The organism is Cysteiniphilum marinum (assembly GCF_014857925.1).
In the GTDB taxonomy this organism is placed as follows: domain Bacteria; phylum Pseudomonadota; class Gammaproteobacteria; order Francisellales; family Francisellaceae; genus Caedibacter; species Caedibacter marinus.
The window spans coordinates 1-21,897 of the sequence record NZ_JACYVZ010000039.1 but is presented as its reverse complement, the minus strand read 5'-3'; the positions used below and the strand labels follow the sequence as shown (position 1 = coordinate 21,897).

General features: G+C 37.4%; 24 protein-coding genes. 11 read left to right on the top strand and 13 right to left on the bottom strand.

From position 1 onward, the window contains the following. Positions 1-91 precede the first annotated feature (91 nt). Positions 92-532 carry an MFS transporter gene (locus IE867_RS12500; RefSeq protein WP_192485048.1) on the top strand — a complete coding sequence of 147 codons (441 nt, stop codon included), beginning with the start codon at positions 92-94 and terminating at the stop codon, positions 530-532. Positions 533-558: 26 nt separating this feature from the next. Here IE867_RS12500 and IE867_RS12495 read toward each other — a convergent pair whose 3' ends face one another. From IE867_RS12495 to IE867_RS12485, 3 genes are all read right to left on the bottom strand, one after another. Further along, entirely contained in the window at positions 559-2,028 is a 1,470-nt protein-coding gene (locus tag IE867_RS12495) for a peptide MFS transporter (protein ID WP_192485047.1), read from the bottom strand. 167 nt (positions 2,029-2,195) lie between these two features. Next, positions 2,196-3,479, bottom strand: coding sequence for a replication-associated recombination protein A (locus tag IE867_RS12490; RefSeq protein ID WP_192485046.1), 1,284 nt, complete (start codon positions 3,477-3,479; stop codon positions 2,196-2,198). Between the two features lie 2 nt (positions 3,480-3,481). Continuing rightward, on the bottom strand, positions 3,482-4,414 hold the full coding sequence (locus IE867_RS12485; protein ID WP_192485045.1) for a Ppx/GppA family phosphatase: 933 nt from the start codon (positions 4,412-4,414) through the stop codon (positions 3,482-3,484). A 235-nt stretch (positions 4,415-4,649) separates the two neighbouring features. On the opposite strand from IE867_RS12485, the gene IE867_RS12480 reads away from it, so the two are divergent. After that, entirely contained in the window at positions 4,650-5,105 is a 456-nt protein-coding gene (locus IE867_RS12480) for an Hsp20 family protein (RefSeq protein WP_192485044.1), read from the top strand. On the opposite strand, the gene pyrF is transcribed toward IE867_RS12480, so the two are convergent. From pyrF to IE867_RS12460, 4 genes are all read right to left on the bottom strand, one after another. Next, positions 5,102-5,851 carry an orotidine-5'-phosphate decarboxylase gene (gene pyrF, locus IE867_RS12475; protein ID WP_192485043.1) on the bottom strand — a complete coding sequence of 250 codons (750 nt, stop codon included), beginning with the start codon at positions 5,849-5,851 and terminating at the stop codon, positions 5,102-5,104. The two genes, IE867_RS12480 and pyrF, sit on opposite strands and share 4 nt — an antisense overlap. A 99-nt stretch (positions 5,852-5,950) precedes the next feature. Next, positions 5,951-6,112: a hypothetical protein gene (locus tag IE867_RS12470; RefSeq protein WP_157968156.1), complete on the bottom strand. Its 162-nt coding sequence runs from the start codon at positions 6,110-6,112 to the stop codon at positions 5,951-5,953. 21 nt (positions 6,113-6,133) lie between these two features. Then, the gene (cydB, locus tag IE867_RS12465; RefSeq protein WP_192485042.1) at positions 6,134-7,333 is read right to left on the bottom strand and encodes a cytochrome d ubiquinol oxidase subunit II; all 1,200 of its coding nucleotides are present in this window, start codon (positions 7,331-7,333) and stop codon (positions 6,134-6,136) included. Continuing rightward, positions 7,333-8,949, bottom strand: a complete 1,617-nt coding sequence (locus IE867_RS12460) for a cytochrome ubiquinol oxidase subunit I (protein WP_192485041.1) — start codon at positions 8,947-8,949, stop codon at positions 7,333-7,335. Before IE867_RS12460 ends, cydB begins: the two co-directional genes overlap by 1 nt. 192 nt (positions 8,950-9,141) lie before the next feature. Between IE867_RS12460 and IE867_RS12455 the strand changes: the two genes are divergently transcribed. From IE867_RS12455 to waaF, 3 genes are all read left to right on the top strand, one after another. After that, positions 9,142-9,852 (top strand): Crp/Fnr family transcriptional regulator, encoded by a 711-nt coding sequence (locus IE867_RS12455; RefSeq protein ID WP_192485040.1) that lies wholly within the window; start codon positions 9,142-9,144, stop codon positions 9,850-9,852. Positions 9,853-9,950: 98 nt separating this feature from the next. Further along, on the top strand, positions 9,951-10,142 hold the full coding sequence (locus tag IE867_RS12450) for a zinc-finger domain-containing protein (protein ID WP_192485039.1): 192 nt from the start codon (positions 9,951-9,953) through the stop codon (positions 10,140-10,142). Next, a complete protein-coding gene (waaF, locus tag IE867_RS12445) occupies positions 10,135-11,190 on the top strand; it encodes a lipopolysaccharide heptosyltransferase II (RefSeq protein ID WP_192485038.1) in 1,056 nt (351 codons plus the stop codon). Before IE867_RS12450 ends, waaF begins: the two co-directional genes overlap by 8 nt. Here waaF and IE867_RS12440 read toward each other — a convergent pair. Next, positions 11,123-11,662 (bottom strand): chorismate mutase, encoded by a 540-nt coding sequence (locus IE867_RS12440; protein ID WP_192485037.1) that lies wholly within the window; start codon positions 11,660-11,662, stop codon positions 11,123-11,125. The two genes, waaF and IE867_RS12440, sit on opposite strands and share 68 nt — an antisense overlap. 125 nt (positions 11,663-11,787) lie before the next feature. After that, the gene (gene epmB, locus IE867_RS12435; protein WP_192485036.1) at positions 11,788-12,810 is read right to left on the bottom strand and encodes an EF-P beta-lysylation protein EpmB; all 1,023 of its coding nucleotides are present in this window, start codon (positions 12,808-12,810) and stop codon (positions 11,788-11,790) included. A gap of 49 nt (positions 12,811-12,859) precedes the next feature. On the opposite strand from epmB, the gene efp reads away from it, so the two are divergent. Both efp and orn read left to right on the top strand, forming a co-directional pair. After that, a complete protein-coding gene (gene efp, locus IE867_RS12430) occupies positions 12,860-13,429 on the top strand; it encodes an elongation factor P (protein ID WP_192485035.1) in 570 nt (189 codons plus the stop codon). Between the two features lie 13 nt (positions 13,430-13,442). After that, positions 13,443-13,997 carry an oligoribonuclease gene (orn, locus tag IE867_RS12425; RefSeq protein WP_192485034.1) on the top strand — a complete coding sequence of 185 codons (555 nt, stop codon included), beginning with the start codon at positions 13,443-13,445 and terminating at the stop codon, positions 13,995-13,997. Between the two features lie 107 nt (positions 13,998-14,104). On the opposite strand, the gene IE867_RS12420 is transcribed toward orn, so the two are convergent. Next, entirely contained in the window at positions 14,105-14,728 is a 624-nt protein-coding gene (locus IE867_RS12420) for a fumarylacetoacetate hydrolase family protein (protein WP_192485033.1), read from the bottom strand. Between the two features lie 169 nt (positions 14,729-14,897). Here IE867_RS12420 and IE867_RS12415 point away from each other — a divergent pair, with 169 nt between their 5' ends. Beyond that, positions 14,898-15,599, top strand: coding sequence for a DUF445 domain-containing protein (locus IE867_RS12415; RefSeq protein ID WP_192485032.1), 702 nt, complete (start codon positions 14,898-14,900; stop codon positions 15,597-15,599). 128 nt (positions 15,600-15,727) lie between these two features. On the opposite strand, the gene purB is transcribed toward IE867_RS12415, so the two are convergent. Further along, positions 15,728-17,095, bottom strand: a complete 1,368-nt coding sequence (gene purB / locus IE867_RS12410; protein ID WP_192485031.1) for an adenylosuccinate lyase — start codon at positions 17,093-17,095, stop codon at positions 15,728-15,730. 193 nt (positions 17,096-17,288) lie between these two features. Between purB and ygfZ the strand changes: the two genes are divergently transcribed. Together ygfZ and IE867_RS12400 are read left to right on the top strand one after the other, a co-directional pair. Next, positions 17,289-18,059, top strand: a complete 771-nt coding sequence (gene ygfZ / locus IE867_RS12405; protein ID WP_192485030.1) for a CAF17-like 4Fe-4S cluster assembly/insertion protein YgfZ — start codon at positions 17,289-17,291, stop codon at positions 18,057-18,059. A 6-nt stretch (positions 18,060-18,065) separates the two neighbouring features. Beyond that, positions 18,066-20,150: a UvrD-helicase domain-containing protein gene (locus tag IE867_RS12400; RefSeq protein WP_192485029.1), complete on the top strand. Its 2,085-nt coding sequence runs from the start codon at positions 18,066-18,068 to the stop codon at positions 20,148-20,150. On the opposite strand, the gene IE867_RS12395 is transcribed toward IE867_RS12400, so the two are convergent. Beyond that, positions 20,143-20,910 (bottom strand): ATP-binding cassette domain-containing protein, encoded by a 768-nt coding sequence (locus IE867_RS12395; protein ID WP_192485028.1) that lies wholly within the window; start codon positions 20,908-20,910, stop codon positions 20,143-20,145. The genes IE867_RS12400 and IE867_RS12395 overlap by 8 nt on opposite strands. A 249-nt stretch (positions 20,911-21,159) precedes the next feature. On the opposite strand from IE867_RS12395, the gene IE867_RS12390 reads away from it, so the two are divergent. Then, a complete protein-coding gene (locus tag IE867_RS12390) occupies positions 21,160-21,501 on the top strand; it encodes an ArsR/SmtB family transcription factor (RefSeq protein WP_117001272.1) in 342 nt (113 codons plus the stop codon). 100 nt (positions 21,502-21,601) lie between these two features. Here IE867_RS12390 and IE867_RS14700 read toward each other — a convergent pair. Next, positions 21,602-21,897: hypothetical protein (locus IE867_RS14700; RefSeq protein WP_225630057.1), on the bottom strand; the 296-nt coding region annotated here is incomplete at its 5' end.

Here is a 21,897-nt window from a genome sequence, read left to right as displayed (position 1 = left end):
ATGTTTGCCTGACATAATTTTTGTTATCTTGTGAATGATATTTAACTATGCTGGTTACCATATTTCATTTACTCAAAACCGGCAAAGATAAATGTCGCCGACCGGCAAAGATAATTGTCGTTCAATATATTTTGTTGGAACGATCGTCAGACGCGTATTAAGCTTTGTTGATGATAAAATGCTAATGAATATCTCATTTGCCATTTTGCTTATAAGTAATGTTGTATTTCTTATTATGAGTTTTGCTTTTAGCCAAAGTCTTAGCATATTACTTATTAATATTTTTATTGCCTGCTTTCTTACCGGTATTTTATATCCTATTTACTTAAGTAAAACCTTAAGCTTATTTCCCCAATTAGGCGGTACTGCAGGTGCTATTACTGGTGCTTCAGTGATGCTTATAATCAGTGTGATGACGTCCATTGCCAGTCTTTTTCGTATCCATACACTAACAGAGTTTGTTGCGCTTTATCTTGTGACGGTTGTTATTATTGTGATTATTCAAATGCTAACATCCACAAAAAAATCTTAAAATTGGCTCAACCGCCCTATTTTTTATTATTTTAATTCAACCTGATGTTTATTAGCCCAGCGCTGCATAAGATAAGCAAATATCACATAGATAACACCTAAGCCAATACAAATTAATCCAACCCAAAAGAAATAAGACATATAAGTTGGTAAGCTTTCCAATGGATTGACCTTACCATCAGGCATGGCAACTAATTGCCCTAATTTTCCTGCAAGTGCCCCGCCTGCGGCTAATGCCAACATAAAAAAGCCCATCCCAAGGGTGACAATCTCTTTTCTAAAGTATAGTGCCACCAATGAGAATCCAAGAGCAGCAACAAGTAGCTCAGCTAAGGCAGCAAAAACATAAAATAAAATCATCCAGTTCCCATTGATATAGCCATCTTTAGCGCTTAGTAAGCAGATAAGAAACAATACAATAAAGGCCACACCTGATACGATAGTGCCTAGTGCATATTTATAAGGGATTGTTGAGAATTTGGTACGTTTTGATCGTTGGTATAATAGCGCAAGAATCGGGCTTAAGACAACTAACCAAAATGCATCCAGTGAAGCATAAGTCGCGGGTGATACATCGATACCAATTAACGTTAAATGCACATTATGCTTGGCAAATAAGACAAGGGTTGAAAACATCTGGTTATAAATCACAAAATAAACAATCGCTTCAATGACTAACAAGACGCCTATAATCTGCATAAAGCGCACTTTAATATCTGTCACTTTCATTGCGTCTTGTAGCATATAAATAAACATCAAAACACACAGTACGATAATTAGGTAAAACGAGACATCAGATATCTGAAATAGCAGATAACAAACAACGATCTGCACTAAAGAGCCTAAGATAATCATCGCTATAATTCTTAAGTTAATGCGTTCACCATCACGTTCACCGTTAATATCTTTCAATAATTGGTAACGCAAGCCATAGTTTAGTAGTGAGACGATCATCCCCAGTACCGAAATCCCAAAAGCGGCTGAATAGCCTGTGTGTTCAGCAATAATTGGGGTAATGGCAATTCCTAGGAAACTGCCGATATTAACCCCCATATAATATAGCGTGAAAGCTGAGTTAGAACTGGCTGCATTATTGCTAAATATCTTTGAGATTAATGCCGTTGGTGCCGGTTTAAAGAAACCATTACCAACGATAATAAACGATAATGCCCACGTAACAGTATTAAGATTATGCGTCAATGCCAACATGCCATAACCAACAAAAAGCATAATGCCACCGGCGACTAAAGCACGCTTAATACCAATGTATTTATCGGCAATATAACCACCAATAGTCGGTGTTAAGTATAGCAATGCAGCAAAGATGCCAAAAATCAGATAAGCCTTAGATTCATCAAGATGCTCAGCGGTGATAAACAATAAAAACAATGACTGAAAGCCATAAAAAGCATAACGCTCCCATAGTTCCATAAACCAAATGACGCCAAACTGACGCTTACTTAAATTTTTTTGATTAATTTGATGTTGAGTACTCATTATTGGTGAAAATCTCAATATTTGGGCGTGATTATATGTTTAGTCACGCATTTTTGAACAAGGAAAATCAATAATGGCGAGATTTAATGCTTTTGTAAATAATTAATTTATGACTGTAGAGTCAATAGGCACTATTGAGTTTAATGTAAATAATTGTTTACGATATGTTACATTTTGTATTTTGATTTTAAATACGTAAGCTTTTGCGCAATTTTACTTTCAAGCCCCCGATCCGTTGGATAGTAATATTGGTGAGTTACACCTTCCGGTAAATAGCGCTGATTAACATACGCATCTGGAAAGTCATGTGGGTATTTATAGCTTTGTCCTGTTATCTCTCCTGCAGGTTTCACATTACGCAAATGCATTGGTACGCTGACATCTGAATGATTTTTTAAATCGCTAAAAACATTCTTATATGCCATGTATGATGCATTACTCTTAGGTGCTGAAGCCAAGTAAATTGCTGCTTGAATTAGTGGTAAGCGTCCTTCTGGCAAACCTAATCGCTCATATGACTGCCATGCATCTAAGGCAATATTAAGCGCGCGTGGATCAGCATTACCAATATCTTCCGAGGCAATACATAGCATGCGCCTTGCAATCACTAAAGGATCGGCACCACTTTCGATCATATTGGCAAGCCAGAAAATCGCAGCATCTGGATCAGAGCCACGCACTGACTTATGAAATGCCGATAATTGATCATAGAAATAATCGCCCTGTTTATCGAGCTTATGTGCGTTTTCACCCAGTGCAATAGTTAGCAACTCATCATTTAATTCAACCGATTTTTCTTGAGTGGTATCTGCCATTAAAAAGAGCATTTCAAGGACATTGAGTGCTTGTCTGCAATCGCCTTTAGCATAATGATATATTTTCTCAATAACCGTATCAGGTAGTATTAGCTCATGTGCTGATAGTGTCTCGTCATAGATAAGCACATATTGCAAAAGATCACTAATATCTTCAAGAGACAACGGCTTTAAACGCAGCACCGTTAAGCGCGATAATAATGCATTGTTAACTGAAAAAAATGGATTCTCTGTAGTCGCACCAATTAAGATTAAATCACCACTTTCAACATGAGGTAATAATGCATCTTGTTGTGATTTATTAAAGCGATGAATCTCATCTAAAAATAAAATAGTTGCCTGCTGATGCTCAGAAAAATGCATTTTTGCCGATTCTACAGCAAGCTTAATGTCTTTAACACCAGCGCTGACTGCCGATAGCTCTATAAAGTGATAGGAAAGCTCATGAGCTAACACTTTGGCTAAAGTCGTTTTGCCAACACCCGGATCGCCATAGAAGATCATCGATACGATATGAGATTTATCAAGCATCCGTGTTAGTATCTTTTGCTCACCTAACAAATGTCGTTGCCCGACATAGTCTTTGATGTTTTTAGGGCGCATCCGATAGGCTAATGGTGCTTGAACGTAAGACATAGCTAATCCTTATTATTTTGATAATTATTGACGATTTCATATAACATGCCTTCACGCAATGCACCATCTGATTTCAACATGTTTTTAATTGATAAACGATTAAACAACGCATAAAGCACGCAAAACCCACCTGCTAAGATGTTTTCGCGATCTGCTCTTAGACCATTAAAGTGAATATTAGCAACTACCTTCTTTTGTAACAGCTCAGCGGCCAAATTCTCTAAAACTTCACGTGTAATACTGCCATCTGACCAGTTATTTGCTAAGGCCAAATCTGCAATCGAGCGAATGGTACCAGAGGATCCCAGAACGACTTCCCAGCCCTTTTGAATGTATTCTGTGGCAATTGGCTCAATTAAAGTATGCGCATAGGTAATTGCTTGTGTCATATTGGAAAGGCTTAATAAACCGTCATTAAAGAACTGGTTTTGCATGCTGACACAACCCATTTCAAGGCTGACTAATGCCTTTAGATTCTGCCCTTTACCAATAACTAGTTCTGTTGAACCACCACCAATATCAATAATTAAGGCTTGTTTCTTTTTGGCTTGTGTTATGGAAGAAGCACCGACATAGACAAGACGCGCTTCCTCTTCACCTGAGATAACTTCAATTTTTGTTTTTAAGATATGCCTAGCTTCTGTTAAAAAGTCTTGAATATTATCCTGTGCTTTACGTAGAGTATATGTGCCAACGACTTTGACTTCATCGACCTGATAATGATCGATTGACAAAGCAAAATTTTGCAGACATTCCAAAGCACGGGTTTTGGCTTCATTAGTAAGTCCCATGTCATCGGTGAGTCCGGCTCTTAACTGTACTTTGCTTTTACCACGATATAGCTCTTTGATATCACCTTCGGTTGTCACCTCGGAAATCAACATGTGAAAACTATTAGAACCCAAATCGATTGTCGCTACTTTTTTACTCGACATAATGTATTACTTTTCCTAACTTATACCATCCATTGGCATCATAGCATAGCGATTGGTAATGCCAAAGGCATTCATTTTTATCTTATGATTAAATTTAACAATTTTTCTTGAAATTACGATTTACACCCCTATCTATCAGCTCGTAATACGCCAAACGGGTATTACAAAACCTTTTGAGTCATATGACTATGACTTCAAAAAACTAGAAAAAACTTGCTAAATTAGGAGTAAAATTATGAATACATTAGATGCACTTGTTAGAAACGCCATTGGCTTTGATCGCTTATTTGCATTGGCTGAAACAGGCAAACCAACCAGCTACCCTCCCTACAATATCGAAGTTTTAAGTGAGCATGATTACTTAATCAGTATGGCAATTGCAGGCTTTAAAGAATCTGAGATTGATATTGTTGTTCATCAAGGTAAGTTAACTGTCACCGGTAACAAAAATGAAGATACCAAAGAGCGCAAATTTATTCATCGCGGTATCGCTGAGCGTTCATTCACACACACTTTTGAACTTGCTGATCATATTGAGGTCAAAGATGCACAATTTGAAAATGGTATATTAAACATTGCTTTAGTCAAAGAGATTCCAGAAGCAATGCAACCTAAGAAGATCAAAATAAATTCAAATGCACAACATACTCAAAATACACAAAGTGCTAAAACACTTGAAACAATTGATTAATTAGTTAATAAATCCCATGCTTGCTCTTTGTAGTGGCAAGCTGCTTCTTGCGGATCTTCTGCACCATAAATACCGCGTCCAACGATAATAATATCTGATTTTTTGTGAGTGATAACATATTCAGGCGTATTATAGTTTTGCCCTAAGTTGTCCCCTCTTGAGGCAAAATTCACCCCAGGTGTCATCGTGACTAAATCATTATCTTGACTTAGTTTTTCTTGGGCGATAAAGCCCATTACAAAGTCTTTATTTTGTTCTGCTTCAACAACCGTTTGCTGTGTGTATTCATCACTAAATAGATTGCCTTTACTACTCATTTGTGCCAAAAGTAGTAAACCAATGTCACGCCCTTTACATCCTTCTTTTAAGCCATCAATAATACCAACCCCAGGCAAAAGATGGGCATTAATAATATCTGCCCATTGGGCAATATGATAAACCCCATCATGCACTTGGTGACAAACGGTGTTACCAATATCGGCAAACTTACGATCTTCAAAGATAAGAAAGCCTGCCTCATCGGCGATTTGACGTAATTCTCGTGTCAATTGTGGTGTAAAATCAGAGACGATATCAATATGTGTTTTCAAAATAGCAATATGATCTGCCGTTTTCTCAACAAGCTTTAGAAGTGATTTACTATCCGTGACATCAGCTGATAATGCCAAATTCGTTTTTTTGTTTTGTACAATTTTGTGTAATTTCTGTGTGACCGGATGCGTTGATTGAGCATAAGGAAGTCGCATGATTCAAACCTTACTGTATAAGTGATTTGAGCGCAAACTATAGCATAGCTAGTTCAACTAGTAAAATATAGGTTCTCAATTTACGTTAAGTTTTTCTTGCTATTCGCTTTCAGCTGGTAGGTTTTTGTCAACACTATGCGCAACAGTGCATCCTGCAACTACCGCAGTAAAAGCCGTTGCTAACCAAAATATATAAAAACTTTCAAATACATAGGACAACACCAAAGCGGCAATGCCAATAATCCATAAAATTAGTTTCATTTTAAAAACCTCTTAGTTTTCTTAATATAACTCATGCGAGCGTTGTTCTACTTCTTGCGCTGTCATTTTAGCATCTCTACCCCACATTTTCTTGTAAACAAAGGTTGTGTAGATAAAAATGATTGGCAGCATAATCACTGCCACAACCAATATGCCAATTAATGAGGTCAATGAACTACTTGAGTTCCAAAGTACCATACTTTGCATAGGTTCAATGCTTGATGGCATGATAAATGGAAATAAGCTAAAGCCTAGTGTAAACACCGTACCAAAGCATGCGATAACACTACCAGAAAATGCAAGTAATGGATTTGATCTTTTAGCAAAGCTCAATACCATTATTGCACCAACAAAGCCTAATACAGGGGCGATTAGCATCCAGATATGATTGCCATAATTACTCCACCAGCCACCTTGTGTGACTGTCACAATGCCACCTGTTAATGGATGATTAATTGCTTGTGAATAGGTGTTTAACTCACTTGCTAGCTGCCAGTGAAAGCCAGGAATAAAGATGAGCCAAATACCACCGATGGCAAATAGAATAATAAAAAGCCATGCACTTACTTTTTGAATTTTCACAAAACGATCTAATAACACACCACTAGTACGCATTGCACAATATGATGCGCCATGCATAATTGACATAATCACGGCAAAAATACCAATTAATAGTGCAAATGGTCTTAATAGTCCAATTAATGAAATAAAGGCAGGTTCTTGTACCAGTGCTTTGGTCTCACCGTAGTAAAAACGTAAGCTATGCGGGTCAAATTGAAATGGTAAACCTAAGAATAAATTGCCAATAGCCACACCAATGATCAAAATAGGAATCAAGCTACCTAAGCACAGCATCCAATCCCAGAAACCTGCCCACTTAGTGTTTTCGATTTTATGGCGATATTCAAAAGCAACAGGACGTAAAAACAAGCCCCAAAGCACAACTAAAACACCTAAATACATGCCTGAGAATGAACCGGCATAGACACGTGGCCAAATCGCAAACAATCCAGCACCGGCGGTGATTAACCAGACCTGATTACCATCCCATGTTGGTGCAACAATATTGATAATCGCACGTTTTTCATTGTCATTTTTACCAACAAAACGCGCTAAGATGCCGGCACCAAAGTCAAAGCACATCGTTGCAGCTGTCAAGAACATGATAAGACCAACCGCGAGCCAGCTTAATAACTGAATAATACTATATAAATCCATCATTATTGCTTCTCCTTCGTTGTTGCTGATGCTTTATTAAGGACTTTGCTTGGCCCCAAACGCGCAAACTTAAACATCAAATACATTTCAACAGCAAACAATAAGGCGTAGAACAAGCAGAATATTATTAATGTGAATAAAATATCCCAGCCATTGATCATTGACGAGCTTACGGTTGTTGGCAAGATATCATACACTGTCCATGGTTGACGTCCATGTTCGGTAACGATCCAACCACATAAGCAAGCAATCCACGGTAATGGGATCATATAAAGCATCGTTCGTAAAACCCAACGCTTCTCCCATAAAGTTTTTCTAAAGAGCAAGATCAAGCCGCCAACCATGACAAGGAACATAAATACGCCAATGCCAACCATTATTCTAAATGTCCAGAATATGGTTGAAACATTTGGTACTGTATCTAAGGCTGCCGCACGAATCTGTTGAGAAGTCGCTTGAGTCAATGGCTCACCAACTGGCAAATAACGCAATAGCAACATGCCATACCCCAGATCTTGGTGATATTCATTATAAGTGGCATAGTCACTTTTCGCTGCCGAGCCATCGCGCATTTTCATCATTGCTTCATATGCCTTGGCACCATTGGCAATGCGTGTCGTAACTGCAGGGATTTCTTTACCTGTTATGACATCAGTATAACCATCAAACAATATAGTGTTGACGCCATAAATTTTCTGATCAAATGAATGCGTTGCTAACAGACCTAATAATTTAGGGACTTGAATGGAAAAATCATTCTTGCGCTCAGACTGATTAGGGAAAGCAATGACATTAAAATTAGCCGGAGGCGCTTGTGTGCCCCACTCCGCTTCAATTGCAGCAAGCTTCATCGGTTGATATTTATACGCCAGAATGCCCTGCTCATCACCCATTACCATCACCATTAATGAAGCGATTAAACCAAAGCCTAAGCCAACCCCCATTGAACGTTTAGCAAAGGAAACATCACTTTTATTTTTCTTGCGCAGCAAGTAAAAAGCGCTAATACCAATGACAAAGACAGACGATGTTATATAGCCGGCAATTACCGTGTGCGCAAAGCCAATTTGCGCTATCGGATTAATAAACAAATCCCACAAATGCGTTGTTTCCATACGCATCGTCTGCCAGACAAATTCGCCGCCAGCTGGGACTTGCATAAAGCCATTAGCAACTAGAATTAAAAGAGCAGATAAGTTTGAACCAATTGCCAAACAGAATGTCACACATAAGTGCTGTTTCTTAGAAAGCTTGTTCCAACCTAAGAAGAACATACCAACAAAGGTTGACTCAAGCATAAAGGCAACCAAGCCTTCAATCGCTAATGGTGTTCCAAAAATATCACCAACAAATTGTGAGTAATATGCCCAGTTTAAACCAAATGAAAACTCCATTGTTAAACCCGAAAGAACACCTACTGCAAAGTTAATTCCAAGGAGTTTTCCCCAGAATTTGGTCATGTCCTTATAGACTTGTTTGCCAGTGATGACATACATAAGCTCCATCGTGAAAATAATCCACGTAAGCCCCAGTGTCAATGGTACAAAAATAAAGTGAAAGCAGGCGACAAAGGCAAATTGCCAACGCGCAAGCTCCACCGATAATAGACTTGGTATCATTTATACTACCCTTCATATGATTGAACATACACTTTGTATACAACAAAGCATCTTAGCGTCATTGTAGTTTGAGTTATCACCGAGCTAAACTATCAAAGATAAATCAATCGCTTAAGCTTGCTGTTTGTTGACATATATCAAGTTTTTGGCACAATGCCTGATATCTCTTACTAGAATAGTTGAAACAAATTCATGGTGATACGCCCAACACATAAATCAACTGATCGCCCCAAAACTTGTCATTTTTGTGATTGCCGTGATTTATGTAGTGCCCTTAATATTAACCCATTTGATGATGACAAAACATTAACTCAAGTGAAGTCCATTTCAGTTAATGTCAAAAAGGGAGATGCGTTATATACAATCAATCGCAATCTAACTGCCTTTTATAGTGTGCGTGCTGGTAGTTTTAAACTGGTAAATAACCATGAACATATTGTTGATTTTTGTCTGCAAGGTGATGCCTTTGGATTTGATGGCATTGAATCAAGTCTACATCAATTAAACGCCATTGCTTTAGAGGATAGTACCGTTTGTGGCTTTGATTACCCGAGTTTTGTACAATCCATTTCAAATGACACACTATCTAATTTGGATTTTTTGCAATTAATGAGTAAGAAATTTAATGCTGCTATACATCTTGTTGACGCGACTTATGAGGCACATATTAAGTTAGCACAGTTTATTTATCGCTTAAGTTGCCACCAAAAACGCTGTGGTTACTCCAACACATTCTTTACATTACCGATGAAGCATTTAGAAATTGCCAATCATCTCAACCTAAGTATTGAAACAGTTTCACGTGCCTTTAAAACATTGGCTAAAGATGGCATCGTTCAAGCTAAGCACAAAGATATTACCATATTAGACATGCCAAGACTTAAAACCTTAGCCTTAACTTAACCATTACGAATCCTCACTTCCTTCAAGTGATATTGTTGCCACCAACACTCTATGCTACACTACGCGTCATTATGCATAGTTAGCTAGAGTGTTTTTTTATGTCTAAAGATATTCAAACCGTCAAAGTGTCCAGTGGACAAAGAATCTGCTGCCCTATTCCTGAACATGCTTCTTGGAATCAGCATCCACGCGTATATATCGATCTACACGACCAAAACGAAGGCGTCTGCCCATATTGCAGTACGCGCTTTGTTGTCGTTAATAATGATCAAACTGTCTCTGATGCATAAATATCTCATTATCGCACCCAGTTGGGTTGGTGATATGGTGATGTCGCAATCACTTTATCGCTTTCTCAAATCACAAGATCCCAATTGTGTTATTGATATTGCAGCCCCAAAACATTGTTGTGAGCTCGCGCAATTTATGCCTGAAATTAATCAAGCTTTTGAGCTTGAATTTAAGCATGGTCAATTTGGCTTTAATGCACGCAAACAAAAAGCACTTGAATTTAAAGGCAAAAGTTATACCGATGCAATCGTCTTACCCAACTCATGGAAATCAGCATTAATTCCTTTTTTTGCGCGCATTAAAAAGCGCACAGGCTGGCATGGCGAAATGCGTTTTGTGCTGTTAAATGATCGTCGTAAACTCGATAAAGCAAGATACCCCTTAATGATTGAGCGTTTTTGTGCATTAGGCACTGCTAAAAAAGAGCACTTACCCGCAAAACTGCCCTATCCTAAATTTAATATTGATCGTCACTTAGTTGAAACAACACTGACTAAGTATCGTTTAACCAAAGATAAGCCGATCATTGCGTTGTGCCCAGGAGCTGAGTTTGGTCCTGCTAAAAAATGGCCAAGTGCGTATTATACAGAACTTACACAATATCTGTTGGATCACAATTATCAAGTTCTCTTATTAGGTGGCGCTAAAGATCAGCAAACCACGTCAGATATTAGTAAAGGCTGCAATCATCACGCACATTTATTTAACTTAGCCGGAAAAACCACGCTGCCAGAAGCCGTTTATCTATTGGCGAGTTGCCAACGGGTTATCAGTAATGACTCAGGATTAATGCATATCGCCTGCGCACTTAATATTCCAACACTTGTTATTTATGGTTCCACTTCTGATAAGTTCACGCCACCATTAAATACATTAGCAAAAAGTATTTATATTGAGGGGCTTGAATGTCGTCCTTGTTTTAAACGCGAATGCCCATTAGAACATATGGATTGTATGAATAAACTGCTACCACAAAAGATTATTGCTGAGCTTGAGAAATTGCCACTAAGCTTGCCAACATCATATTCACATAATCCGGATTACTAGGCACCCCTTCAACTTTATTCATCGCTGCTTTAAATGCTTTTGAGCTAATCGCTAATGAGCAACGCTTAAGTGACGGTAATGCATCTTTAATCGCAGGATAAAGTGATTTATCAACACTGCTGATCGTGGCTCTTAATTTCGTTAAATCTAAATCTTTATGATCAAAGCTTTTAGGATCAACAAGCCACTTATCTAGCCAATACTGCTCAATAAACTTTGACATATCCATTTGTAACTGACTAAACATTAAAGTTGGATAAAGTGGCAAATTTTCTTTGTTAGCAATTGCTTGAACGTTTTGTAACACCTGTATCTCACGCGCTGGTGCGTAAATACTTGTCTTATCAGAGTATTTATCAGCAGCAACTAATTGCATAACTTCAGCGCGCTTAGCAATTAAATTAAACGCATTGGTGAGTTTGCTACTATCACAATCAGACGCCTGTGCCACACCGGTTAATACTACTGCCATAAAACATACCCTTGTTACTTTATTGATTATTTTTAACATTATTTCCTTCTCATCATAAAACGCTCAAATCAATGATATTAAGCTATATCGTGTCTTTAGTTTCAATGCTTTTATGCAAAAAAGCATTAATTTATCCAAGTTTTTGCCATTTCATGTGCCACTTCACGTGTCAATTTAGGAACAAGATAGCCTGAAGTTAATGATTTAAGCTTAGTATGTATTTCCTTGGCGGTTGACTCATCAATATCAAAGTGTGCCGCCCCTTTGATTTTATCAAGCACATGTAAATAATATGGCATGACCCCTGCAGCAAAAAGTGCTTCAGATAAAGCTTTTAATATATGTGCATTATCATTGACGCCTTTAAGCAAGGTTGATTGATTAAGCAAAGTAAATCCAGCATGGTTTTTAAGCGTGCTTAATGCTGCGATGACATCATCATTAATCTCATTGGCATGATTGGCGTGAATGACCATAATTTTTTGCAAGCGCGTTTCTTTAAAGACCTCAATCAACTCATCGGTGATTCGCTCAGGCAATACTATTGGAATTCGTGTGTGAATACGCAGACGTTTGATATGTGAAATTGCCTCAATTTGTGCCAAAAACCACGCCAACAGCGCATCATTATGCATGAGTGGGTCACCACCAGAGAATATGATCTCATCAAGCTCTGTGTTTTTACGAATATACTCAAAAGTATCACGCCACAATGCTTTTGATTGTGTTTGTGCTTGATAATCATACTCCCGACGAAAACAATAACGACAATGCACGGCACACGTTGGATGAAGGATTAATAGCGCACGATTTTTATATTTATGCAAAAGTCCTTTGACCGGATTAAAGTCGACTTCTTTCAAAGGATCATCAACATAATCATTGACCATATCAAACTCTTTTACTGAAGGTAATACTTGTAATAATAATGGATCCTTTATATCACCCTTTTGCATGCGTGATGCGAAGCTTAAGGGAATACGCATCGGAAATGATTTAAGTGCCGGAATATCATAAGACGCAGGATCAATTTCCAAAAATTGCGCCAAATCTTGCCAATGGGTGAAACCTTTTGCCAATGCATTTTTCCAATCTGCACTTTTGCTATGCGCTTTATTCTGTTGCCTGATGTGTTTTTCGTGTATCATGTTTGACGTTTTGAAATAAAGTAGCGCTAATATACTAAAGAGGAAAAAGATGGCAAGTTTTAGTACAAATGAATTTAAAAACGGTTTGAAACTTTTACTAGATGGCAACCCAATGGTGATCGTTGAAAACGAATTTGTTAAGCCAGGTAAAGGTCAAGCATTTAATCGTGTCAAGTTACGCAATCTAAAAAATGGACGTGTCATTGAAAAGACATTTAAATCAGGTGAATCAGTTGATGCAGCAGATGTTCTAGAAGTAACAGCAAGCTACTCATATTTTGATGGTGAATTTTATGTTTTCATGCACGATGAAACATTTGAGCAATACAATGTGACTGAAATAGCATTAGCTGATAGCAAGAAATGGATCAAAGAACAAGATCAATGTGCGGTCACCTTGTTTAATGGTGAGCCAATTAGTGTAACCCCGCCAAACTTTGTACAGCTTAAAATTGTTGAAACAGATCCAGGTTTAAAGGGTGATACGGCAGGTACAGGTGGCAAACCAGCAACACTTGAAACAGGCGCTGTGGTTAAAGTGCCTTTGTTCGTTCAAACTGATGAAGTAATCAAAGTAGATACACGTACGGGTGAGTACGTTTCACGCGCTAAGGACTAAGGTTGTGAGTGACGTGGCACAAACAAAAAGCAATCTTATCTGGCTTGATCTTGAGATGACCGGTCTTGAAATCGATGCTTGCCATATTATTGAAATCGCTGCGATTGTTACTGATCCAGATTTGAATATCTTGGCTGAATCGCCAGCTATTGCCATTTATCAAAATGAAGATGTCTTAAAAAGTATGAATTCATGGTGCATTAAAACCCATGGTGAATCTGGATTAACTGAACGTGTCAGACAAAGCAATATTTGTTTAAATGAAGCAGAGCAATTGATTTTGGACTTTATTAAGCCATATGTCAAAAAAGGTCAATCCCCCTTGTGTGGTAACTCAGTTTGGCAAGATCGCAAATTTTTAGCGAAATATATGCCAACTTTAGAGGATTATTTTCATTATCGCTTGCTTGATGTAAGTTCCTTTAAGATTGCGGCTTCATTCTGGAAACCCGCACTTTTGCAACAACTTGACAAACAAAGCACCCATTTAGCTTTAGATGATATTAAAGAGTCCATTGATGAGATGAAGTTTTATCAGGCAAACTTATTAAATCTAGATATCACATAAGACTCTCTAACAAAGAAAGTTGGCTGAGCGAAGTCGAAGCCATTTGGTTTTAATGCTAACTGAGGTAATATACTTCCACTTTTGGACGTAGCATATCAAATCATAAACTAGCGATTGCTTATTACATATTGTTTTGTTAATACAACTTTTTCTTTAAAATATAAATTAAGCTCAAAGACATCATTGAGTTTAATTTCACCAACACCTTCAGGTGTGCCTGTCATGACAATATCGTGATCATTTAAGCTGAAATATGTCTGGATATATTGAACTAAAAACTCTGGTTTATGCAACATATGCTCATATACGCCATGCTGTTTAATACATCCATTGATCATTAATTTAAATGACAAATCAGCTAAATCATTGATATTTTTCAAGGGAATAAACGCACTAAGAACCGCCGCACCATCAAATGATTTGGCTTTTTCCCATGGTAGCCCTTTTTGTTTAAGCTTGCTTTGAAGATTGCGATCGGTTAAGTCAAGTCCTAAGCCAATACCTACTATTTTTTGTGATTCTATCAGTAAACATAACTCTGTTTCATAATGCAATATACGCTTTGGATCAATAGCTAACGTGTTACTGATTGTTGAATTAGGTTTTATAAAAAGCACAGGCTCTTCGGGAATCGCATTATTAAGCTCTTTGATATGATTTAAATAATTGCGCCCAACACATACAATTTTTGAAGGATAAATATTTTTACCATTAAAAATAATGCTTTGCATATGCATTCACAATACTAGCCTAAGTAATATAAGGCTAACAGTTTTTAAATTCCTTGTAATGACTAATATAAGCAAAATCATAAAATTAACCGATTGAAAGTTTGCTTGAAATACAAATTTTTCTTATGATAGCCGCCGCTTTAAACCGATTAATGGAAACTATATAAACATGTTTAATAAAAGCCTTATGACAAACCTTATTGCACTCATTATCAGTATTTTAGGCGTGCTATTTGCCAATGCCCAGCTTAAAGCAGTTGGTTTCTATGCCCTTTCTGGTGCTATCACCAATTGGCTAGCAATTGTAATGCTTTTTGATAAAATCCCCCTTGTCTATGGCTCAGGCGTTATTCCACGCCAATTTGAGGGTTTCAAACGTGCCATTAAAAATATGCTATTAAAGCAGTTTTTCAAAACTGAATATCTTGAGCGCTTTTTATTAAGTACTTTTGCTGATGATAAAAGCAGCTTTAAAGATACTATTGCCAAAAAGGTTGATTACGATTTGCTATTTGACAGTTTTGTTGAGGCAATTATGGAAAGCCAGTTTGGTAGTATGATTGAGTCTTTTCTAGGCGGAAGAGATGCGATTGAGCCCATGCGTGACTCTTTTAAAGCCAAGATGGAGAAATCAATTATAGCGATGCTAAGTAACACTGATGCCAATGGTGAGTTTAAGTTTGATCAATTAAATGCGCACCATATTGCTGAAAAACTTGAGTCTATGATTGATGCGCGTTTAGAAGAGCTAACACCAAAGATGGTGAAAAACATCATTCAAGAGATGATCAGAAAGCACCTTGGCTGGTTAGTTGTTTGGGGTGGCGTTTTTGGTGCTATTATTGGGCTTATTGCTAGTTTTTTTAGTTGATAGGCTGGCTTGATTGTGTAAGCGTTGGCTGAGCGTAAGTCGAAGCCTTTATGAAGTGTAATTTTCCCAAGCTTACCCTTCGACTTACGCTCAGGGTACGGTAAGCGCTTGTGGGTGAATAGTTAGTCTTAGCTGCTAAACTCCTGACACAACTTCTCAGCAATGCCGATATAGTTCGCTGGTGTCATCGCTTTTAGGTTTTCTTTTACTTCATGTGGTAAAGCTAATCCATCGATAAAAACAGATAAATCATTTAGTGAAATGCGCTTACCACGTGTTAGCTCTTTGAGTTTTTCATATGGCTTTTCAATACCATAGCGACGCATCACCGTTTGCACCGCTTCACCCAAGACTTCAACATTATTTTTTAGATCATCTAAAATAGGCTCGCGATTAAGCTCAAGTTTTTTCATACCCTTTAACATCGCCTGATAAGCAATCAAACTATAAGCTAAACCAACACCGATATTGCGTAGCACGGTTGAATCCGTCAGATCACGTTGCCAACGTGAAATGGGTAATTTAGCAGATAAATGATTCATTAACGCATTGGCAAGACCTAGATTACCCTCAGCATTTTCAAAGTCGATTGGATTGACTTTGTGTGGCATGGTTGATGAACCAATCTCACCCGCAATCGTTTTTTGTTTGAAGTAATTTAAAGAAATATAACCCCAAATATCACGGTTAAAGTCGATACAAATGGTATTAATACGACATAAACAATCAAAGCATTCAGCAACATAATCATGTGGCTCGATCTGTGTTGTTAAAGGGTTATAGCTTAACCCTAAGCTCTTGACAAATGACTTAGCTAGTTTCTGCCAATCAATGTCAGGATATGCTGCAATATGCGCATTGAAGTTACCGACCGCACCATTGATTTTACCCAAATACTCAATTTGCGCTAATTGCTTGGTTTGACGTGATAAACGATAAGCAACATTAATGAGCTCTTTGCCAAGCGTTGTTGGTGAGGCGGGTTGTCCATGAGTGCGTGATAACATCGGTTGATCAGCAAAATCATTTGCTAATTTTTGAATAAAGTCTTGAACGTGATTAACCTCTGGTAACACAACCTTTTCAATCGCATTTTTTAACATCAAAGCATAAGAAAGATTATTGATATCCTCAGAGGTGCAGGCAAAATGAATAAATTCGCTGATATTGGCAAGCTCGGCATGCTCTGCAATTTTATCTTTTATAAAATACTCAACGGCCTTAACATCGTGATTGGTTGTTTTTTCAATCTCTTTAACCGCGAGCGCATCCTTTTCACTAAAGTTATTGATAATACCATCTAAGGCATTTAAAGCCTCTATTGATAGCTTTGGCACTTCATTAATTTCAGGCGTATTGGCAAGATGCTTCAGCCATTTGATTTCAACAAGTGTGCGATAATAAATAAGACCATATTCACTTAAAAAGGGACGTAAGCTCGCTGCTTTATCAGCATAACGACCATCGACAGGTGATAAACACAATACGGAATCCATAAAGTTAAGACTCAACATTCAAAAACAAAGGTAGCCAGATTGTAACAAAAACTATTTGGCACCCTCAAACGCTATTTATAGATTTCTATTATTTTTATACTTTTCAGCGCCACGCAAGCTTCACTTTGCTTTACTTTGGGCATTAAATCCGCTATTTTCCTTAGCATTGTGACTAGCCTTTTGTGTTGATTTTATGGCTTATTATATTTATGAAGAGTTTGAAGTGATTCGCGTATTTGGCGCGGACTGTGTGAAGTTCTTACAAGGACAGCTTACCAATGATGTGACATTGCTTAATGCTGATAATCCGATGCAGTTAAACGCGCTATGCAATCAAAAGGGACGTATTATCGCCCTGTTCTTTATGCGTTTTGTTGCTGAGAATGATCTGCTATTGGCGTTACCAAAAAATTTGGCTGATCAAGCATTACAAGCCCTTAGGAAGTATGCTGTATTTTCCAAGATTAGCTTTGAGACTTCTGATCAACATCAATTAATATATAGTCAAAATGATGATGAAAAAGGCTTTTTGCTGCAACACGCTATTGTTGAGGTTTCTCAACAGCTTGTTAGCTCATTAAATTTTGATGAAGTACAAAAAGAAAATATTTGCCAACAATTGCCAATGATTGATATTCATAATAGCGAAACCTTTCTACCTGCAGAGCTTAATCTTGATCGCTTAGATGTCATTAGCTATCAAAAGGGTTGCTTTATGGGGCAAGAAATTGTTGCGCGCATGAAATATCGCGGTAATTTAAAAAAATCCTTGTTAAGCATTGAAACGGATAAAGCATTGCCCCCTACTCAAAAACTGCAAAACGTTGACGGAAAAAACATCGCTGATATTGTCAATCAAGTGAATATAGATGATAAGAGCTACATACTTGCTGTTTTTAATCATGTCATTGAAAATATGCCGATTATCTTACAAGGCGATATCCATGCCAAAATTATTGCTTAAGTTCAAATGCGTCAATTAAATCCAGAGCAACAACAAGCGGTTGAATATATCAGTGGTCCACTCTTAGTGCTTGCGGGTGCAGGAAGTGGTAAAACCAGTGTCATTACTGAGAAAATTGCCTATTTAATCCAAAAATGTCATTACAAGGCACATAGTATCTTAGCGGTGACTTTTACCAATAAAGCAGCTAAAGAGATGAAATCACGTGTGCAATCACGCCTTGAAGGTGAGAACACCAGAGGTTTGCGTATTTCAACTTTTCATAATCTTGGATTAACGTTATTACGCAAACATCATGCGCTTTTAGGTTATAAGGCCAATTTCACCCTTTTTGATGAGCAAGATGCGATTACATTGATTCATGAGATTGCTTATAGCGCTTTTCAATCAACCAAACAGGCTGCTGCTGAATTTAAGCAGCAAATTTCATTGTGGAAAAATGCGCTATTGAGCCCGTCTGAGGTTGTGCTTGCAGGCAATGATCATTTAAAGCAGGCGCATGAAGTATATATTCAATATCAGAAATACCTTAAAGCCTATAATGCAGTAGACTTTGATGATTTGATTTTCATTCCCGTGCAATTATTAAAAAAACATCCTGAGGTTAAAGAGTATTGGCAGCAACGCTTTCATTATGTATTAATCGATGAGTATCAAGATACCAACGAAAGCCAATATAAGTTAATGCAATTATTAGTTTCTCAGCGCCAGCAATTTACGGTGGTCGGTGATGATGATCAGTCGATTTATGCCTGGCGTGGTGCACGTCCTGAAAATTTGTCTCTCTTGCAACAAGATTATCCGAAGCTTAAAGTTGTTAAACTGGAGCAAAATTATCGCTCAAGCGGACGTATTTTGCATGCAGCGAATACGTTAATTGATAACAACCCTCACCTATTTACCAAAAAACTTTGGTCAGCCCATCACTATGGTGAGCCGATTCGTGTACTCGTGACCAAAAGTGAAGAAGATGAAGCCCAACGCATTGCCAGTGAAATCATGACACACAAAGTCAACAATAATACGCATTTTAAAGACTATGCCGTGCTTATTCGTGGTAATCATCAATCATTTTTGATTGAGCGCTATTTTCAGCTATATAAGATTCCTTATGCTATTAGTGGTGGCAGTTCATTTTTTGCTAAAGCCGAGATTAAAGATGCTTTGGCTTATTTTAAATTGCTTGTGAATGATCAAGATGATTGTGCGTTTTTGCGTGTGATAAACACCCCAAGGCGAGAAATTGGTCCATCGACACTTGAAAAGCTTGGTGAATATGCAACATCGCGACATATCTCATTATTCAATGCAATTGATGAAATAGGTTTAACACAAGTACTAAAACCTATTGCCATTGAAAAGTTGAAAGTATTTAAACAATTTATTTATGACTATCAGCGCAAAATCAAGGATATACGTCATTTAGCAACGCATTTGATCCATATGATGGAAGCTATCAATTACCATACTTGGCTTGTTGATAATACGAATTCATTGGCACAAGCGGAAAAGCGCTATAAAAACGTACTGGATTTAATTGGTTGGATTTGTGAAAAAAAAGAAAATAACAATAATACTGACGATATAGCTGATGTAGACGAAGCAAGAACAGCTGAAAATGCGGAAAGTTTATCAAACTCAGAGAATCAGTCCGTAGAGATAAATTTTGCAGAAACGATCAATCGTATGTTGCTATTAGACATTATTGATCGTGAACAAGAGCAAAAAGAAGATGAAAAAGTCCAAATCCTCACAGTGCATGCCTCAAAAGGTCTAGAATATCCACATGTTTATGTAATGGGTGTTGAAGAAGGTTTATTACCACATCAACAAAGCATTGATGATGATTTTATTGAAGAAGAGCGACGCTTGGCTTATGTTGCCATCACACGTGCCAAACATACTTTAACGCTTACGCTAACAAAAATGCGCAAAAAATTTGGCGAAACGATCCCTTCAAAACCCAGTCGCTTTATCGATGAGCTGCCACAAGATGACCTTAGTTGGAGTGGTAAATCAGAAACCACACAAGCCGAAAGAAAGACGCTTGCTAAGAGTAATTTAAGCTTATTAAAGGATCGCTTCAGCTAGTTGTCGTAAACAAAAAGGCATCTTCATGAGCTAAATATTTAGCTTTAATTTTAAATGCATTGGTAAACTTATCATCAAGTATTACTTTTTTTGGCTCATCCATTTTTAGCAATCTACCGTTATCAATTAAAAGCATTTGATCACAAAATTGAGCTGCTAGATTTAAATCATGCATCACCATAATGACACCCAGATTATGCTGCTTTAATAACTCATCTAAAATTTCAAAAACCAGCGCTTGTTGATAAAGATCTAATCCAGCAGCATGCTCATCCAGTAGCAGCCATTTTTCTTCATGATTATCCCCAGCAATAATTTGCAATACGACACGCGCTAAATGAGCCCGCTGCTTTTGTCCGCCTGAGAGCGTATGAAAAGGTGCGCCCTTTTGTTTAGTTAAGCTTAACATATCACATATTTGATTGATTAGCTGTTCTTTACAATTTGAGTTTACACCATGTGAGTATAGCCCCATACTGATAACATCATTAACAGTGTAATTAAATAAAACTCGCGTATTTTGCGCAAGGTAAGCAAATCTCTGAGCTCGCTTTCTTGGGTTGAATTTAGCTATATTTTCACCGTCAAGCAATATCTCTCCCATAGTGTTTTTTCCGGAAATTTTGGATGATATCATATCCAGTAGCGATGTTTTTCCAGCGCCATTAACACCGATAATTGCATGCTTTTTACCAGACTCGAATGATGCGCTCACATTAAAGATTCTGCCATCAATATTAATATCTCTTAATTCAAGCATGCGCCTTGCCTTGCTCAACCACCAAGGGCATCACTATAAAGAAAAGCCCTTAATATAGCAATAAAGCATCACCTGCGCATGCATATGTTTACATATTTAAACATCCGAATATATGTATATTTGAATATATAGATATATGAATATTTGGAGAAACAGGTATTTATATATATAGCTATGCATATATTGTTTGACTGCCCTGCTCTCATCGGTAAAAATAGATGTAATTTAAAATGATGAAGGGATATTTATATGTCGATATTAAAAAACTTAGGCTCAACTTATCAAACAGAACTGTGTTTAAAGGCATTTAAAGCACTGGCTAATCCCGATAGATTTAATATTGCACTATGGTTATTAGAACCTAAAAAGAATTTTTTCTCTGAGAAAATTGATATTGAAAAGGAAGGAGTCACTATTAATATGATTATGCAAAAATTAGATCTTTCTCAGTCTGTCACCTCACAACATATTCAACAGCTTCAAGAAGCGGGCATTATTACTTGTGAGCGCAAAGCGCAATTTAGAATGTGCAAATTAAATAAAACCTACACGCGCCAGATGTTTGAATCAATTGCTGATATGTTTCAGTAACCTACCCTTTTATTAATATACCGTCCATAAACCATTTTATAGCATTTCGACCTCTTTTTATTACTGTCTTTAGATATCTCTTAATATTAATGGCACTACCTTAAGCGGCAGATGAATCTTTTTTATTGGCATTTTTCTGCATCCTGTTAATTATTTCAGCTCTTTCCAACTCCCTGCTTTTATTAAGTCGCCTAAATGCTTTGGGGCGCTTTTTAACAGCTCGAGGCTCAATCCGTCCTGGTCTATTCCCCACCTTGTTTTTTATGATCGCCTGCAGCAATATGTCATGAGCTTTATCTGAGTTTGCTGCGAAGCTTAACCATGATACAAAGCTATTAAACAATTGTATTGTCCCTTTGAAACTAACTTGTACGGGAAGGCGTTCACTTTTACGAC

Coding starts and splice junctions, on each gene's coding strand:
- IE867_RS12500 (WP_192485048.1), top strand. CDS start 92: ATGTCGCCGACCGGCAAAGATAATTGTCGTTCAATATATTTTGTTGGA.
- IE867_RS12490 (WP_192485046.1), bottom strand. CDS start 3,479: ATGTCTTACGTTCAAGCACCATTAGCCTATCGGATGCGCCCTAAAAAC.
- IE867_RS12480 (WP_192485044.1), top strand. CDS start 4,650: ATGAATACATTAGATGCACTTGTTAGAAACGCCATTGGCTTTGATCGC.
- efp (WP_192485035.1), top strand. CDS start 12,860: ATGGCAAGTTTTAGTACAAATGAATTTAAAAACGGTTTGAAACTTTTA.
- epmB (WP_192485036.1), bottom strand. CDS start 12,810: ATGATACACGAAAAACACATCAGGCAACAGAATAAAGCGCATAGCAAA.
- IE867_RS12455 (WP_192485040.1), top strand. CDS start 9,142: ATGGTGATACGCCCAACACATAAATCAACTGATCGCCCCAAAACTTGT.
- IE867_RS12470 (WP_157968156.1), bottom strand. CDS start 6,112: ATGAAACTAATTTTATGGATTATTGGCATTGCCGCTTTGGTGTTGTCC.
- ygfZ (WP_192485030.1), top strand. CDS start 17,289: ATGGCTTATTATATTTATGAAGAGTTTGAAGTGATTCGCGTATTTGGC.
- purB (WP_192485031.1), bottom strand. CDS start 17,095: ATGGATTCCGTATTGTGTTTATCACCTGTCGATGGTCGTTATGCTGAT.
- IE867_RS12485 (WP_192485045.1), bottom strand. CDS start 4,414: ATGTCGAGTAAAAAAGTAGCGACAATCGATTTGGGTTCTAATAGTTTT.
- pyrF (WP_192485043.1), bottom strand. CDS start 5,851: ATGCGACTTCCTTATGCTCAATCAACGCATCCGGTCACACAGAAATTA.
- IE867_RS12415 (WP_192485032.1), top strand. CDS start 14,898: ATGTTTAATAAAAGCCTTATGACAAACCTTATTGCACTCATTATCAGT.
- IE867_RS12460 (WP_192485041.1), bottom strand. CDS start 8,949: ATGATACCAAGTCTATTATCGGTGGAGCTTGCGCGTTGGCAATTTGCC.
- cydB (WP_192485042.1), bottom strand. CDS start 7,333: ATGATGGATTTATATAGTATTATTCAGTTATTAAGCTGGCTCGCGGTT.
- waaF (WP_192485038.1), top strand. CDS start 10,135: ATGCATAAATATCTCATTATCGCACCCAGTTGGGTTGGTGATATGGTG.
- IE867_RS12400 (WP_192485029.1), top strand. CDS start 18,066: ATGCGTCAATTAAATCCAGAGCAACAACAAGCGGTTGAATATATCAGT.
- IE867_RS12390 (WP_117001272.1), top strand. CDS start 21,160: ATGTCGATATTAAAAAACTTAGGCTCAACTTATCAAACAGAACTGTGT.
- IE867_RS12440 (WP_192485037.1), bottom strand. CDS start 11,662: ATGGCAGTAGTATTAACCGGTGTGGCACAGGCGTCTGATTGTGATAGT.
- IE867_RS12450 (WP_192485039.1), top strand. CDS start 9,951: ATGTCTAAAGATATTCAAACCGTCAAAGTGTCCAGTGGACAAAGAATC.
- IE867_RS12420 (WP_192485033.1), bottom strand. CDS start 14,728: ATGCAAAGCATTATTTTTAATGGTAAAAATATTTATCCTTCAAAAATT.
- IE867_RS12395 (WP_192485028.1), bottom strand. CDS start 20,910: ATGCTTGAATTAAGAGATATTAATATTGATGGCAGAATCTTTAATGTG.
- IE867_RS12495 (WP_192485047.1), bottom strand. CDS start 2,028: ATGAGTACTCAACATCAAATTAATCAAAAAAATTTAAGTAAGCGTCAG.